Source organism: Bacillus sp. DE0042 (genome assembly GCF_007680225.1).
Classification (GTDB): Bacteria; Bacillota; Bacilli; order Bacillales; family Bacillaceae_G; genus Bacillus_A; species Bacillus_A wiedmannii.
Genome location: NZ_VEJP01000004.1, coordinates 194252 through 209671 on the forward strand (window position 1 = coordinate 194252; position 15420 = coordinate 209671).

General features: G+C 34.2%; 17 protein-coding genes. 16 read left to right on the top strand and 1 reads right to left on the bottom strand.

Annotated features, from left to right (window positions below; translation table 11 throughout):
• Positions 1-16: 16 nt before the first annotated feature.
• From FS802_RS17375 to FS802_RS31155, 6 genes are all read left to right on the top strand, one after another.
• The gene (locus tag FS802_RS17375) at positions 17-1516 is read left to right on the top strand and encodes a hypothetical protein (RefSeq protein ID WP_098654143.1); all 1500 of its coding nucleotides are present in this window, start codon (positions 17-19) and stop codon (positions 1514-1516) included.
• 16 nt (positions 1517-1532) lie between these two features.
• Positions 1533-1982 (top strand): hypothetical protein, encoded by a 450-nt coding sequence (locus tag FS802_RS17380; RefSeq protein WP_098654144.1) that lies wholly within the window; start codon positions 1533-1535, stop codon positions 1980-1982.
• A gap of 25 nt (positions 1983-2007) precedes the next feature.
• Positions 2008-2403 (top strand): DUF4320 family protein, encoded by a 396-nt coding sequence (locus FS802_RS17385; protein ID WP_144525258.1) that lies wholly within the window; start codon positions 2008-2010, stop codon positions 2401-2403.
• A gap of 224 nt (positions 2404-2627) precedes the next feature.
• Complete coding sequence (locus tag FS802_RS17395) at positions 2628-3890, top strand: S-layer homology domain-containing protein (RefSeq protein ID WP_144525260.1); 1263 nt, start codon at positions 2628-2630, stop codon at positions 3888-3890.
• Between the two features lie 123 nt (positions 3891-4013).
• Positions 4014-6359: a hypothetical protein gene (locus FS802_RS17400; RefSeq protein WP_144525262.1), complete on the top strand. Its 2346-nt coding sequence runs from the start codon at positions 4014-4016 to the stop codon at positions 6357-6359.
• A gap of 130 nt (positions 6360-6489) precedes the next feature.
• Positions 6490-6651, top strand: a complete 162-nt coding sequence (locus tag FS802_RS31155; RefSeq protein WP_000358424.1) for a hypothetical protein — start codon at positions 6490-6492, stop codon at positions 6649-6651.
• Between the two features lie 185 nt (positions 6652-6836).
• Here FS802_RS31155 and FS802_RS17405 read toward each other — a convergent pair whose 3' ends face one another.
• Positions 6837-7028 carry a hypothetical protein gene (locus FS802_RS17405; RefSeq protein ID WP_088112865.1) on the bottom strand — a complete coding sequence of 64 codons (192 nt, stop codon included), beginning with the start codon at positions 7026-7028 and terminating at the stop codon, positions 6837-6839.
• A 373-nt stretch (positions 7029-7401) separates the two neighbouring features.
• Here FS802_RS17405 and cpaB point away from each other — a divergent pair, with 373 nt between their 5' ends.
• The 10 genes from cpaB to FS802_RS17455 all read left to right on the top strand — a co-directional run bounded on the left by cpaB (position 7402) and on the right by FS802_RS17455 (position 14395).
• Positions 7402-8262, top strand: coding sequence for a Flp pilus assembly protein CpaB (gene cpaB / locus FS802_RS17410; protein ID WP_144525264.1), 861 nt, complete (start codon positions 7402-7404; stop codon positions 8260-8262).
• 16 nt (positions 8263-8278) lie between these two features.
• Positions 8279-9100: a CpaE/TadZ family protein gene (locus FS802_RS17415; protein WP_098720713.1), complete on the top strand. Its 822-nt coding sequence runs from the start codon at positions 8279-8281 to the stop codon at positions 9098-9100.
• Between the two features lie 16 nt (positions 9101-9116).
• Entirely contained in the window at positions 9117-10550 is a 1434-nt protein-coding gene (locus FS802_RS17420; RefSeq protein WP_144525266.1) for a TadA family conjugal transfer-associated ATPase, read from the top strand.
• On the top strand, positions 10543-11475 hold the full coding sequence (locus tag FS802_RS17425; RefSeq protein WP_098654151.1) for a type II secretion system F family protein: 933 nt from the start codon (positions 10543-10545) through the stop codon (positions 11473-11475). Before FS802_RS17420 ends, FS802_RS17425 begins: the two co-directional genes overlap by 8 nt.
• Position 11476: 1 nt before the next feature.
• A complete protein-coding gene (locus FS802_RS17430) occupies positions 11477-12343 on the top strand; it encodes a hypothetical protein (protein WP_098654152.1) in 867 nt (288 codons plus the stop codon).
• 41 nt (positions 12344-12384) lie between these two features.
• Complete coding sequence (locus tag FS802_RS17435) at positions 12385-12588, top strand: hypothetical protein (protein WP_087983662.1); 204 nt, start codon at positions 12385-12387, stop codon at positions 12586-12588.
• A 66-nt stretch (positions 12589-12654) separates the two neighbouring features.
• Positions 12655-12858 carry a hypothetical protein gene (locus FS802_RS17440; RefSeq protein WP_046956595.1) on the top strand — a complete coding sequence of 68 codons (204 nt, stop codon included), beginning with the start codon at positions 12655-12657 and terminating at the stop codon, positions 12856-12858.
• A gap of 72 nt (positions 12859-12930) precedes the next feature.
• Positions 12931-13131, top strand: coding sequence for a hypothetical protein (locus FS802_RS17445; protein ID WP_098707769.1), 201 nt, complete (start codon positions 12931-12933; stop codon positions 13129-13131).
• A gap of 98 nt (positions 13132-13229) precedes the next feature.
• On the top strand, positions 13230-13775 hold the full coding sequence (locus tag FS802_RS17450) for a hypothetical protein (RefSeq protein WP_098707770.1): 546 nt from the start codon (positions 13230-13232) through the stop codon (positions 13773-13775).
• Complete coding sequence (locus tag FS802_RS17455; protein ID WP_098654897.1) at positions 13772-14395, top strand: hypothetical protein; 624 nt, start codon at positions 13772-13774, stop codon at positions 14393-14395. Before FS802_RS17450 ends, FS802_RS17455 begins: the two co-directional genes overlap by 4 nt.
• Positions 14396-15420 lie beyond the last annotated feature (1025 nt).

Below are 15420 nucleotides of genomic sequence, written 5' to 3' on the forward strand. Positions count from 1 at the left end.
TTGTAGGAGGTTAACTATGTTGAAAAAAATCGTTTTAGCTATTAGTGATACTGTATATACGGCATATTTACGTGAGGATTTTATTGGTGCGGGATTTGAAGTAGCTGATAGTGATGTGATGCACATCAAGTACCTAGATGAAATTCTAGATATGGAACAACCCAATATTCTATGTATTAATGACAAACGATTAAATATTGATGCGGGACATGAAGAGAAACGTGAATTAATTATCTTACAAAAACTAAGAGATATTCGCTTTAATCGGGATATTCGTATTGTGGTATTTACAGAGTGTGAAAATGATGATGAGTTTTTGGCGAAATTGATTTATCTAGGTATCTATGACATTTTTAACTCTCGTAAAATTGATATTGATAATAAGGTCATTCCACAGCTGCTGCAGGAATCGGATATTAAAAATGTAGCAGAAATCGTAGGAGCAAGTCAGGCGCCGCAACAAACGAAGTTGCCTGAGGTTCCTGTTGATAAGGAAGAAGAGGAAGTATCAAGTGAATTAGAGGAAGGTGGTAAAAGTGAACCAGCTTTTAGTTCCAACAAACTATTTAAAAACAAACAAAAGCGTAAGACTATCTCAGAGGAGACGCCAAAAGCACCTATTATAAAAAAACAGTATAAATTGGCTTTTGAGCCGGTATATGAGAAACAAATTGGTATTGCCATTCCAAGAAAAACAATTGTTGTGGCCAGTATGAGTAGAAGAAGTGGTGCTACTTTTGTTTCACACCTTTTAGCTGCGTATTTAAATGAACTACAGATTGATGTGAATTATATAGAGAATCTATATGATGATGGCTATACATATCCGTTACTAAAGGGATACACAGAAGCACCAGAAAACTATCGTAGTGAATTTATGTTACAGCGATATAAAGAGATGTTGCAGAAGGAATCCGATATATTATCAATTCCAAAATGGAAGCAAGGAAGGATAAATTATATTGTAAAGAATCCTATAGTGGACCAAGAGTTAAAAAATGATACAGAGCAGGACTTTGACCATTTTATTAAGGTTTTATTGGGTAACCAAGAAGCACCTATATCTATTATTGATGCGGGGTACGATTGGGATAAAGATTTATACCATGAAGTATGCGAAATGGCAGATTATATCTTCTTTGTAGCGGAACCAGATCTGCATCAATTGCTAAAGATAGCGCATCCTCTTACACAAAAAGAGAGAAAGCTCGTTTCTTACTTAGCTTTAGAGAAAACGAGAATCATTGGGAATAAGTTTTCTTCTGCACTTTTAAAGCATGAGGTAGTAGAGGAATGTTTTGGAGATAAGTTATTAACTGCTTTACTATCATATGAGATAGAAGATGTATTTGAATCTCAATTAAATAGTAGTACGTTGCTATCTAGTCGGAATTATTATAAAGAGCTAGAAGGAATACTGAAGGAAATAGCTGAGCTACTGCTACCAAATCAATTGTTGAATCAAAAGAAAGGTTTCATTTTAAGTGGATTTCGATTTCGGAAGTCCGAAAATTAAGGAAGGGTGAAGAGAGATGCAAAAATTTATTATAGGTGCTGCCTCACTATTATTATTTGTTGGCTGTCTATTCTTTATGACAGATATGATTATTGGAGATACAACACATACCGATAATAAGTCTGCATTAGAACGTGCTGGAAGTACAGCAATGGATAAAGCTGTAAAGGTTGGTGTTTTACGAGCACAAGAAGTAATTGCAATTGAACCAGAAATCGCAAAGAAAGAATTTGAAAAGTCTTATAAACAAAATGCAACATTTAAGGATCCGGCATCAAAACGAGAGTTTTCTGTACATGCTGTACAAGAACAACCTGCAATGATTGCGGTTGAAGGAGAGGCGGAAGCTGCTAGTTATACTAAACAATTTGATGAAAAGAAAGGCAACATTAAGAGTAACGCGAAACACATATTTATTTATGAAGCAGATTCTGACAATAAAAAAGCTGGAGGAAACGTGAAATAAATAAGAAAAAGTAGGTGTGTAAGAAATGCAAAATACAGTAACAACAGCGCTTTTTCTAACGCTTTCTTTATTATTGATAACTCTTATACCAGAAGGTGTACTGTATGGAATGCAGTTAGTAAAGGCACATGATTTTGCTTCTAGTACAGTAGAGTTAGCAGAACAAACAGGTGGTTTTCAGTACACATATGAAGGGAAAAACGTAAATCTAATTCCTGATATAGAGAAGAAAATGAAAGAGCAGAATATGGATGGATGGAAATATGAATATACAAAAGGGCGCGTAGATCATAATCAGCCATTAAATTTCAAGATAAAAGCTGAACATCACTTCTTTATTTTTAAAATGATAGGGATAGACAGTGTGAATGCTCCGATATGGGCTAACAAAGATGGAATGGGACAAATCTATTTCCGTTGAAAATATCAATAGGTTTAAAAAGAGGTGAAAAACTATACTGAAAAGTGTGTTTTTTTACTAGGAAAATATATTTATAAATAAATATATAAAAATATTTTACAAGCCTATTTCTATATGGTGAAATTTTCCATATAGAACAACGGTTATAAAAAAACATTAATTCATTAATTTGTATGTTAAAGTATCTGGATTTTATATTTAAATTCGGTACAATAAAGGAATCTATGAAAAAACTAATATATTTGGAGGAACAAACAATGGCAAATAAATTTTTAAAAACAGCAACAGCATTAACAATTATGGGTACATCATTACTAGGAGCAGGAGCATTTACTGCTAAGGCTGATAACACAGACTCATTAAAGTTCAATGATGTTCCAGCAAATCATTGGTCTACAAAAGCTATCTATGATCTAGCAAACCGTAAAGTAGTAGCAGGATACGGAAATAATGTTTTTGGTTTTGGTGACAATGTAACTCGTGGACAAGTCGCTCGTATGATATATGCATATGTAAAACCGGCAGATGCAGATGCTAGCTTCAAAAATCCATTTACAGATATTAAAGGACATATGTTTGAAAAAGAAATCAGAGCACTTGCTAAAGAGGGTCTTGTTGCAGGTTATGGTGAAGGGAAATATGGTCCAGACGATATTTTAACTCGTGAACAGATGGCACAAGTACTTACAAATGCTTTTAAATTCAAAGCTACTAAAACAACATCATTCACTGACGTGGATAAAAACTCTTGGGCATATAATGCAATTAATGCATTAGAAGAAAATGGCGTTACTATTGGTACAGGCGGTAAGATGTATTCACCATATGCACATGTAACTCGTGAACAATATAGCCAGTTCTTATATAACTCTATTAATGTTATAGAAAAAGAGACTAAACCAGAAGTGAAGCCAGATCCAAAGCCTGAAACGAAACCAGAAGAAAAACCAGAAGTGAAGCCAGACCCAAAACCTGAAACAAAACCAGAAGAAAAACTAGAAGTGAAACCGGAACAGCCTAAAGTGCCTGAGGGATTAGACGTTGAGATTGCACAACCTGACTTTGATTATAACCCTGAAGCTTTGAAAAATGAAAGTGTGCAAAAACAATTATCAACAGAAGCACAAAATATAGTAAAAGATATTAATAAAAAGTACAATACAAATCTTAAATATAAAGATTTAAGAGGAGGAGTACGTATTTTGGATAAAGATATGTATCTTCCAGCTGGTTCAATAGGTGCACAATTTGCAATTGAAGGTTCTGTAAATAGTAATTATAAAATCTATTTTTTAGATAATAATCCAGCAACTGTAGAATTAGCTAAACGATGGGTTACCTTCTTAAGTGGATTGAATTTAGAGCAAGAAATTGATGAAACTATTGCGCAAGACTCTATTAACAATTATCAAAAAGGTAATTATAAAGTCCGTATTGGTCAAACTGCAGCTTTTGATACAATGTATATTCAAATTGAAACAAAATAATGATATACTAAGTATTATAAAATATGAATATAATATTTAATTAAGCATACGTAAAGGACACACCTTACGTACCATCCCAATGGTACAGGTGTGTCCTTTTTTATGTTTCGGGAGGAGAAAAAAATGAAATTTAAAAGAGGTTTACTATTTATTTGTACTTCAACTATGCTTGCTATACCTAGTATGGCAAGTGCTAAAAACAACGATGTCCCATTCTATAACGGTCAAAATGATTCGTTTTTGACTTCACTTAACTTACAGTTGCCAGGAAAATATTATAGACCTGGAAGTGGATATGCAGCTAAAGAATCTTTATATAAGGCCGATGTGCACTTTCCTGCAGTATATAACGGTTCTTTTAATTGGGAGAACCCAAGGGAGAATTTAGTACATGCTGAAGATACTTCAGAGCCATATATTCGAATTGCAAATGAAGGTTACTTAAATGGTAAAGTACCAGCGGGTGACCGTATGGTGACTGAAATAGAAAGGGTAAATAATTCTGTTATTTCTAGTAAATATTGGGGAAACCCAGGATTCGTTTTAGAAAATATGGATAAACATATGATACAAACTTATGAAAGTTTTAGAGAACTTGGACAGTTTTATTGGATTCGTGACATTGCATATCTTTCTGGTGGATACGCTGGTGCTAGTGGTGTAGATAATGTAAATAGGTATAGCTTGTGGTATGTACGTACCAGTAAACCTCAAGTAAAAGACTTTCAAGCTATGAGCGGAAAAAAAGATATACCTGTGAAATTTATATTTAACGGTTTTGAGTATGTAAGTAAAAATAAGGGATACAATGACCGAGATCCAAATGGAACAACAGTAAACCCTTATCAAAAAGCTGCTGGGGAACGAAATCGAGTGAAGTGGATACTAGATATTACAAAAGATGGCGAAACGGTGCATCACCAGGAAAATTACTTACGTTCAACTCCACAAAAAGATAATCAAAAAACAAATGAAGGCGATTCAGGGCAATTTAAAAAAGAAGATGTAACTTGGCAGCCGCAAATGTGTGGGCGATATACTGCGGAAATTAAAGTAGCAGATGCTGTACAAAGGGATTCAAATGAGAAGAAAGTAGATTTTATTGTAGATGGTAACTGTGGTACAGAAGTAACACCTAATCCAGATTCAGGTGATGAAGATGATTTTAAATATAAAATTGATTTCTCTGCTGACCGAATTGAAGGAGAGACAGCAAGAGAAGGAAAGAATATAAAAACAAGAATAGATGTATCACGTGATAATTTTAAACCAGAGCGTGACCAATATAGAATAAAGGTAAATAATACTATTAATAAATCTCAACAAGAAGTATATAGTGCTGAATCAGGTAGAGACAGTGCACAGTCTAGTTTAAGTTATTGTCGTCGTAATCCAATTCATGAGAAAGACGAAGAAGGCCATGACTACTATATTGATAGAGACTGCTCTTGGGAAGAAAATAGATTAGATGATGCTGCAAGTAGGCTAGATACAGCAAGACAAAAACTAGAAAAAGAGAAGAATAAAATTAAAAAGTTAGATGTACTAGAAGCGAAATATGCAAATCCTGAAACAGTAGTCGTGCTAAAGCATAACGGACAACAAGTATCATTACAAAAGGTAAGATTAACTGAGGGAGAAAAGAAAACTTTGAACCTTGACTGGAAACATAAAGGAAAAGGAACAATTCAGGCAGAAATTAACCCTGCTGGTAATCGCATAGACATAGAGGAAACTACGTATAAAAATAATCCTATTAAAACCGCTATCTATGAGCCTTCAAAAGAAAAGGCAATGTGTGGTGTAACGAGTGTGAAAGGTGTAGTAGAGACAGTAAGTGAACGTGTATCAAAAGAGGACACAGTGGGAGAAATGTTCTATGAAACATTAAGTGGAAGTATAGATAATTTAGCACCATCTAAGCTTCATTCTGGCTATGGGTTTTCCTATGAAGTAAACGGAAAATACAAAAATGACTGGAATGCAAATTATCCTGGTGTATTTGCAAAAGCAACGGCACAATATCCTTTTGCTGATGAAGGATTAAAAACTACACAAGAATTAGAGGGTGTTACTAATACTGGTTTAACATCAAAATTCCTACCTAAAAATATGTATTTGTCTGAAATAACAGGACATGTTTTCGATAGTAAAAGACCAACTAAGTCTCTATATTGGGATGGTCAAGAAAAAATTATTGATGGCCAACGCAAATGGTATGCTCCATTAAAAACGAAAGATGGGAAATATGCGTTCAATGTTGAAACAAAACCAGCAGGTGTAAATGAAATGAGCTTGTGCCTGACAAGTGAGGTAGAAATTAAAGGGGTCGCATACGATGACTTTAAAAAGAGAAGGGTGCTTGCAGATCTTCCATTCCCTGTACAAACACCAGGCTGGAACTGGGCGGGAAAGGAACATATTATTACTGATTTATCAAACTGGTATTATATGAAGAATAGAAATTAGTTAAGTAGCATTGTATAATAGGTTGAATCGACACAATAATATATCCATCTGAAACTAGTAGCTGAATGGATAAACCAAAGGCACACCCCTTAATGGGGTGTGCCTTTTTTCGTAGAAAGGGGAATTTTGAGTGGATAAAAAGAAAAAGCAGCGTGTGAGACGAGTAATTTTTATTGGAGTAATCGCAATGATTGTATCGCTATACATTGGAAACGAATTTCAGGATCGAAATGGAAAAAGTTATGCTCCTGCAAAGTATTTTGAAACAGGAACGAAATTGATTTCATTTTAAAAATACTTTGTTTTATCTCGCTAACTGTAATAGATGAATACACATGACATGTACGATAGTTGGTGTTATAATATGTGTAGAAGTATTACAAAGATAGTTTTTGCATAAACTAAAGAAGACGAAGTGCTGGTAACACTTCGCCTTATGTAACTGTTACCGCAAGGTGGATGGTTGCTAAAAAAAGTTTATTTTTTCTTAGAACCGCCCTTCAGACGCTTGCTGGCATTGAGGGTGGTTCTTTTCGTCTTTTGTCGCTTTTTTTGTGTTTGTTTCCAAGACGTTGATAGGGATTTCCCTACTCGTTTTGCAACAAATACAGCGACTTCTCTAGCAATAACTTTTACAATTTCAATTGCTATCATGAAAAGAATGTCCATCAGGTCACCTCCTTTCTCCATAAAATGAAAGAGAAAAGATAGCAACTGGCCACCCTGAAATATTCAGTTACGTTAGATTACTTATACCATATTTATGAGATGTTTTATAGCTTGTAAACCTTGATGTGACGGCATTTTAAGGCTGTTTTTTATTTTTAAAATTAGAATTTTAGAATGGTAAAAATAATATTTTTTTAGAAATGATTGACATAAAATGCTATATATCATAATATTGAAATTGTAATATTAAAGAAATCAAATCCAACATTTTCATATAGACTTTAGATTAGCTAAAAGGACACACCTAAGGCGCATTATGCCATAGGTGTGTCCTTTTTTGCGTTTAAAGGCTACATAAGGAGGAATACAAATATTGAAGCCATCTAAGTTTCAAAAGAAGCAGATTGTAGCGGTAGGTTTAGCTACTGCAACAGTAGCGGGTATTTATGAATACAATCATTTTGCAGTAGAAAATGCGGTAAAACCAACCAAGATTGTTGTAGCCGCAAAGGATATACCTGCGCATACAGAGATTAAAGAAGACATGCTAGTGGAACGAACATTACCTGGTGATGCCATTCCACCAAATGCATTACGTGTAAGCAAAAAAGATGTTGTAGGGAAGTGGACAAATGATGGGCAACCCATTTCTGAAAATAGCTATCTCTTTCAAAAAAAAGTAGTAAAGAAAGAAGAGTTACCGGACTGTGCCATTTTAAATTTGAAAGATGGAGAAGTTGCTTTCCCATTACTCGTTGATTTGGAAACAAGTTCAGGGAATAGTATTATTCCAAACACGTATGTGGACTTGTATTTTAAACAGGTTGTGAAAGAAGGGGACAATGAGAAGGTTATCTTCGGTGGTCTGTTCCAACGTGTACGTGTGACAGCTGCAAAAGATAGTAATACAGAAGATGCATTTGTGATAGAAAAGAAAGAATCAAAAGAGGAACAAGAAGGAAAACAAAAGCCGAAGGTAACCCGCTTATATACATTGGCCGTTTCACCAGAACAACTTCAATATCTAAACCGTGCGAAAACTCTTGGAGATGTAATCCCTGTTGCAGTCGGGCAAAAGATTGAACAAACAGGGAAAGAGATACAACCAGCAGAAGGGTTCACACAAATATCAGATCAGAAGAACATTTTAGATTATGTAGAGAAACATTCAACAAATCCTATTTCTAAAAATGTAAAAGAATATGTTGCACAGTATCTGAATGAATCCAAATAAGAAAGGGGTTATTAAGATGGAGGGGCAAGTAAGGATAGTTGCCTTTTATGCGACAAACGAAAACGTAGGAAAAAGTACGTTAAGTATCGCAATGGCAAATGAGTTAGCTCATTTAGGGAAAAAGGTACTTTATGTAGAAGCAGACCAAGTAAGGCCAAGTTTTGCAGTTGGAACCGGTCTTAGTCATGAGAGTAAAAACATCTTAGAGCTTGTTAGAAAAGAAAATGAATACAATCTCTCGCAGTATATTTGTACCAAGCAAGATTTGTTAGAGAAAAAAGGGAATCCAAGGTTGATGCAAAAATTGCAAGATAAGATGGATTTTCTGGTATTTCCATCAGGTTATAGCATAGCTCAATTCCCGGAGATTCAAAACAAAGAACTGTTTGTAACGACATTTATAGAATCACTTGTAGATACAGAATACGATTATATCATTCTATCGGTACCAACTGAATTATCCGAGGTGCTGAGTTATCCGATCCTATACCAATCAGACCTTGTTGTTCATGTGTTAAATGGCAATCCTCGTGGTGCAATAGCAATTAAGAGAGAATTACAACTAATAGAAGAAGCAAAGCTAACAATGCCTCGTATGATTCATATTTTGAATATGGGAGATGAGGATTATGTAGAAGATATTGAAAAGCTTTCTTCCCGAAAAATTGCGGTGACAATTCCGTTTGACAGAGATCGTACGAGTTACGAATGGGGGATGCAATTTGGTTCCCCACAAATTAATACAAAGGTCCATCACATTATGGAAGCAGCTGGTCTTGATATCCCAAAACAGCATACATCCTCTATGAAAAAGGGTCTCTTTGGTTTAAGAAATTAAAAAGGAGGCAAGTAGTATGTGGGGCTATTTACAGGAAAAACAAGTCACCTTAAAGCGAAATCGAGTTGATTTATATCACTTTGGTTATATGATTCGTTCCAAATCGGCTCGAAGGTTAGGAACAACTACAGCTCAACAAATTAAAAATATAACGGATGAGATTCGTGCGTTTTTAGTAAAAGACCATCGTAATATCTTAAGCGAATCCTTTATGAATAAAGAGAAGAGGAAAGCTGTAGAGCAAATCATTAAAAGCTTTTTACTAAGCAATCAAGTCGTTGTTTCAGATGTACCTTCTGAACAGTTACTAAATATGGTGTGTGACGATATTGTTGGATTTGGAATTATAGAGACTTTGAAACAGGATAAGAACGTAACCGATATTTATATAAATGGTACAAAAGAGATAATATACGAAAAAATTGGGGAGGGAGAATGTACATTCCCTTACCGATTCGAAACGGAAGAAGAAGTCAAAGCTTTAGCCTACAAGATGGTAAACAGTACTTCAGAATCCTTAAATACAGCTAAACCCTATGTAGACTGCGTATTTCCCTATATACGTATCAATATTGCATTAGATGAACTTGGGGGATTGGGTACAACAATAACAATTCGTAAAAATGCTGATCATCTTCGTGCTTCTGAAGAGCGTATGTTATCTACGAATCAAGCAACAAAAGAAATGCTAGATTTCTTAGCTGCAGCTGTGAAAGCCAAAATGAATATTCTAGTTGCTGGAGCTACAGGTACCGGAAAATCAGAGTTTATGAAATATCTTGCCTCTCACATTCCGAAAGGAAAGAAAAAAGAACGTACTCTGGTAGTAGAAGATAACCCTGAATTATATTTGCATCGCATTTTTCCGGAACATCATTTTGTTCCGATGCAGTGTAGGGCATCCGAAGTAGAAGAAAATGCAATCGACTTTGATAGATTGTTAACAAATGCTTTACGGCAAGGGCCTAAGAGATTAATTGTAGGTGAATCGAGGGGGAAAGAAGCGTTAAAAATGATTAACTTCTTCCAAACAGGACATCCTGGTTTTACCTCTGTCCATGCAAGGAGTGCGAAAGAAGCAGTAAGACGTTTAATGCTTATGTGTTTGCAAAGTGGTGCAAATATCGATGCTCAGTATTTATATGAATTAATCTCACAGACATTTGATGTGATTGTCTTTTTAGAAAAGAAAGACGATGGAAATCGCTATATTACAGAGATGATTGAATTATTGGATTATCAAGATGATATACAGTTCAATCAGCTTTCTCAATTTATTCTATCAGGTGAGGAATACGATGAAATGAATGAGAGAGTAGGAAAGATTCATGGAGACCATATTATTACAGCAAAAATGTCAGCTGAAATGGAGAAGAAATTCCGTTCTTCCACTGTAAAACCAGCTCTTTATGCGCCATTCCTTTCACAACGGGAGGTGCAGTATGCATAGTTTGTTGGCTTATGGATGTATATTTTTAATCTTTATTAGTATAGTATTTCTCGTTTTACTTTTTGCAAAATCTAAAGGTTCTGCTCTTTCCCAATTTGTACAAGAAAACGAAAAAGAAGAAAGGCGCTTGGAATTAAGGAATATTAAGGGGATACGAGTGTATCTACCACAATCCGTTATACAAGAAGCGCAAAAGTACGAGTGGAAATTGACGAACAGCATGTACTGGGCATATATGATTCTTTCCGGAATGAGTATTGCAGCGGTGTTCTATTTTTCTTTTGGAAGAGATCTTTTTACACTGGTTTTCGTTTTATGTGGATTTTTAGTTCCGAGATTTCTCCTCTATCGAAGAAAAAAACGTTACTACTTGGTTGTCATTGACCGTCTTTCTATTTATATGAAGGCTGTAGCGAATGCACTTCAAATTACTAATAACGCAAAACGCGTGTTAGTACAAGTGAAGCCAATGATGCACGAGAGCATTCAAGAAGAAATAGAAAAAGTTTCTCTTTTATTAGAAGGTGGAACTACAATGCACCGTGCATTTAGAGGATTCAATGAAACTTTTAATTTTAGAGAATTGGTTTTCTTCCATGAAATGTTGGAAGTGTGTAGTCGAGAAGGTGGCGCGAATTCAGTGCAAGTCTTACTAGATATTGCAGAAGATTTCGAAAAACAAAAGCTATACCTGGCAAGATTACGTTCTAGTTTATCGCAAGCACAACGTGCCTTTGTACAGAACTGCTTAATCGTCATTGCCATGCCGATTGTTATTATGTTGATGTCAAAAGAAGCATATGGATTTTTAGCAGGTTCTATGATGGGAAAAATCGCATTAGCGGTAAATATGTTCATTGTATTTTTCTTAGCAATCCGTGTAGAAAAGATTGCAAATTATAATCCAACAGAAAGAGGGGAATAAAGTGGCTGCGATTTTAGCTGTAGTGGTATTCGTTGTCATGTATTGGGTATTCTCTACCTTTCTACAAAGTAAAAAAGATAGTGGTAGCCTACTGACAAACTATGTAAAAAATGCAAAACGAATTGAAAAAAAGAATTTAAATCAAATGATGCTCGCTCCTTTCCAGTCATTGTCACATAAGTATCTGACAGAAGAAAAGAAAGAGCTGATCCAAAAAAAATTAGAAGAAGCTGGTTTGGATACGAAACCAGAAGAATATTTGAAAATGAAGGTTGCATATCCCATCATTTTTACCTCTGTTTTCTTGATATGTACGGTGTTTCATGATTACTACCTATTTAAAGTGGGCGTTTTGATTTCACCACTGCTTTATTTCTATCCTGATTATTTATTAAAGAAAAGAATCAAGCAGGCGATAGAAGCAAGGAAGTTCGAATTACCAGAGTATCTAATTCCGATGCTGCAGTTGTTAAAAACACATACAACATTAGAGGCAGTAAAAAAGGCGCAGATATATGCTGGGAGGCACCTTCGACCGTATGTATCTAAACTTACAGCGGAATTAGAAATGTATGCGGGTTCGGATCAACCATTTAGAAACTTTGCAGCAGCTTTAAATAGTCCAGAAGTAAATACCTTTACGATTGCATTGCAACAAGCGCAAAAAACGGACAAGGTACAAAGTCTTCGTATTATGGACGCACAAATTAAAATGATGTGTGAATTAAAACATGAGAACTATAACCGTCTCATTCAAAATAAGCCAATGGAAATGAATAAATTTAACGTTGCTGTAATTGGTTGTATTGTAATTTATCCAATGGTGATTGTTATTCAATCCTTAATGCAAGGATTTGCAAGTTTATAGAAGACATTATCAAAAATGGAATAAGAAAAGGAGTAATACACATGTTAACAAAAATGAAGAAATGGTTAAAAAATGAAGACTCACAATTATCATCAGAAAACGGTATGTTAATTGCCTTGGCAGTAATTATTGTATTAGTGATTGGCCCGTTTGTATGGAAAGCAATTCAAGGCGGGTATGACACAATTCTAGCTCGATTTACAAAAGCATCAAGCAATGCAGATGTGAATACTTGGAACAAATAATAGAAGTTTTAAAATAATGATGTTTATTACGTATAGCTCAAATAAATAGATAAGGGAGTTCTAATCATGTTAGCAAAAATGAACAATTGGTTAAAGAATGAAGATTCACAGTTATCATCAGAAAACGGTATGTTAATCGCTCTGGCGGTAATTATCGTATTAGTGATTGGGCCATTTGTATGGAAAGCAATTCAAGGTGGCTATGATACAATTCTAGCTCGATTCACAAAAGCATCAAGCAATGCAGACGTAAATTCGTGGAATAAGTAATAGAAGGTTTAGATAGAGAAGTTCTTATTTTACTAGATTCTTAAAATTAATATATGAAGGAGATAAAATAATATGCTAGCAAAAATGAAGAAATGGTTAAAAAATGAAGACTCACAATTATCATCAGAAAACGGTATGTTAATCGCCTTGGCGGTAATTATCGTATTAGTGATTGGGCCATTTGTATGGAAAGCAATTCAAGGTGGCTATGATACAATTCTAGCTCGATTCACAAAAGCATCAAAAAATGCAGATGTAGATTCTTGGAACTAAATATAAATTTAATAGTAAACATAAGGGGACTACTACTAGAAGTAGTTCCCTTTTTTAGAAAACATATTGTATTTGGATTCAGAAAAGGAGAGAAGAGAGTGTTTTTATATATTATGGGGTTACTACTAAGTTACATGATCCTAAATGTATTTACTGATTTGAAATATAGAAAAACGAAGAATGTATGGCATCTACTATTCTTAATTTTTGGGATAGGAATCACGTATTTTGCTGGAATAAGAACAGGGAAAGAGATTGCGATTGTACTAGGCATGGCCTTAGCATGTGGTCTATTGTTAGAGACCTTTAAATTTTCTTCACCTGGTGATACGAAAATGCTTGTGGTGGTAGCTTTATATGTTAGCAATGTAGTAGAAGAATCGGCTGTGTTTACTGCAATTACACTAACAGCGTTCCATTTACTATTCTTTTGGATTGCTAGTATGTATCGATTAATTAAGATTTTAGGGTTTATAGGAGCAATTAAAGACCAATTAGAGCATGCTGCTTCTATGTTTGGTGCAAAACTACCTAGGAAAGAAATACAGCTGATACAGAGCTTTCCAGGTGCTTGTTCTATTTTATTAGGAGCACTAGTTTATGTTGCGTTTACTATATATCACAACGGAGGTATCTTGGCTTGAACAGTAGAATCATTCATCAAAGAGAAAAATATATTTACTTTACAATATTTGTGCTTATAGGAGTTCTCATTCTAAACATGTTTATTAATATGTTATTGGTATTAGCATATCCTTTATTATTTGGATTAATTGTGCAGGTTATCTTACTACAGAAGATAAAAAAATCATTTTATCGGAATGGAAAAGAATTAACAGAACAGTTAAAACTAAAAAATATATTCCTGGTAGAATCAGATATTTTAGGAGATGAAGAGGAAACCGTCTATGAGGTGCATCAAATGCCTTTTGCATTCTCAAATGGACTAATCAATAAGGAGAAGGGTTATAAAGTAGTAAAACAAGAGTATGAAAGAAAAGTAAAAGAAGATTTAACAAAAATTTCAAAGTGGCAAGTTACAACAAAGGCTAGGCTTGTTACAACAACACATCTTCGTTTATATACAATTTGGCAGAAAAATAGTACAGGTTATCATTTGAAAAAAATAGAGGATTGTATTGATCCGTATGCAAAGATGAACCTTATACAATGGATGATTGCTTCATTCGGTACGACTGGTCGTATCAAGTACGATAAGAAACCAAAAGAGTGGGCAAGCTATGAATGGATTACTTTAAGGTAAATAAAAAGACAGAAGAAAAAACTAAGTAGTTCAGTTATTGTAGGGAAACTTATTAATATACTGTTTGTATTGGCATATCCTTTATTGAATGGATTAATTACGTAGGTTGTTTGCTACAGAAGTTAAATAGTCATTTTATCGAAGCGGAAAAAATTAACGGAACAATTAAAGCTGAAAAATATATTTTTACTAGAATGAAATATTTTAGGAGATGAAGAGGGAATAGTTTATGAGGTGCATTAGATGTCTTTTGCATTCTCTAACGAATTAATCAATAGAGAGAAGAGTTATAAAGTTGTAAAATAGGAGTATGGAAAAAAATGGTGCAGGCTATCAATTGAAAAAATAGAGGATTGTATTGACCTTTACACAAAGTTGAATTTTATTTAATAGATGATAGCGTCTTTTTGTACCACTGGCAGGCTCAAATGTAACAATTTATGAGTATAAGAATATTTTCTACCATCTAATCTAATATAAAATTATTTTGATTTAAAGTTTCTTTTGATTTTCATATGAATAATTTCGAAGGCGTTTATTTTATACGAAAGAGAGTTAGAAGTGGCTATTTGAAGAATTTAATAATATTTTGTTTATTGGCTACATTCTGTCTAAATATTGTAGGATGTTCTAATAATTTGAGTTCACTAAGGGAAAAGTCTAAAACTTCAAAACCTATGGAGTTTAAACGAATTAACAAAGCATGGTACAAACATATGTAATAGTTTAAAAGAACTTGAAATGGTTACTGGCTAAAGGTCATAAGGAACAATTAATTTGGCTGATAGCAGATGATGCAGATCGAGAAAAAATATAACGGAATTACATTTGAATTTAAGTAATTATAAGATAAAAATGGTCTAGATTTAGACCGTTTTTTTTTGTAGATGTTTTTCATTGAAAAGACACCCTAAGGTGCCTTCCTCCGAATTGAACCACATTCATTTAGTATAAACTTATCCGTATTATCACTTTGTTATACGTATAAACACATCCTATAAAACAGAATCGTCTATATACACCAG

What these genes read in the sequence shown, in the direction of transcription:
- FS802_RS17375 (WP_098654143.1), top strand. Translation starts at nt 17, where the DNA reads ATGTTGAAAAAAATCGTTTTAGCTATTAGTGATACTGTATATACGGCA.
- FS802_RS17380 (WP_098654144.1), top strand. Translation starts at nt 1,533, where the DNA reads ATGCAAAAATTTATTATAGGTGCTGCCTCACTATTATTATTTGTTGGC.
- FS802_RS17385 (WP_144525258.1), top strand. Translation starts at nt 2,008, where the DNA reads ATGCAAAATACAGTAACAACAGCGCTTTTTCTAACGCTTTCTTTATTA.
- FS802_RS17395 (WP_144525260.1), top strand. Translation starts at nt 2,628, where the DNA reads ATGAAAAAACTAATATATTTGGAGGAACAAACAATGGCAAATAAATTT.
- FS802_RS17400 (WP_144525262.1), top strand. Translation starts at nt 4,014, where the DNA reads ATGAAATTTAAAAGAGGTTTACTATTTATTTGTACTTCAACTATGCTT.
- FS802_RS17405 (WP_088112865.1), bottom strand. Translation starts at nt 7,028, where the DNA reads ATGGACATTCTTTTCATGATAGCAATTGAAATTGTAAAAGTTATTGCT.
- FS802_RS17415 (WP_098720713.1), top strand. Translation starts at nt 8,279, where the DNA reads ATGGAGGGGCAAGTAAGGATAGTTGCCTTTTATGCGACAAACGAAAAC.
- FS802_RS17420 (WP_144525266.1), top strand. Translation starts at nt 9,117, where the DNA reads ATGTGGGGCTATTTACAGGAAAAACAAGTCACCTTAAAGCGAAATCGA.
- FS802_RS17425 (WP_098654151.1), top strand. Translation starts at nt 10,543, where the DNA reads ATGCATAGTTTGTTGGCTTATGGATGTATATTTTTAATCTTTATTAGT.
- FS802_RS17435 (WP_087983662.1), top strand. Translation starts at nt 12,385, where the DNA reads ATGTTAACAAAAATGAAGAAATGGTTAAAAAATGAAGACTCACAATTA.
- FS802_RS17440 (WP_046956595.1), top strand. Translation starts at nt 12,655, where the DNA reads ATGTTAGCAAAAATGAACAATTGGTTAAAGAATGAAGATTCACAGTTA.
- FS802_RS17445 (WP_098707769.1), top strand. Translation starts at nt 12,931, where the DNA reads ATGCTAGCAAAAATGAAGAAATGGTTAAAAAATGAAGACTCACAATTA.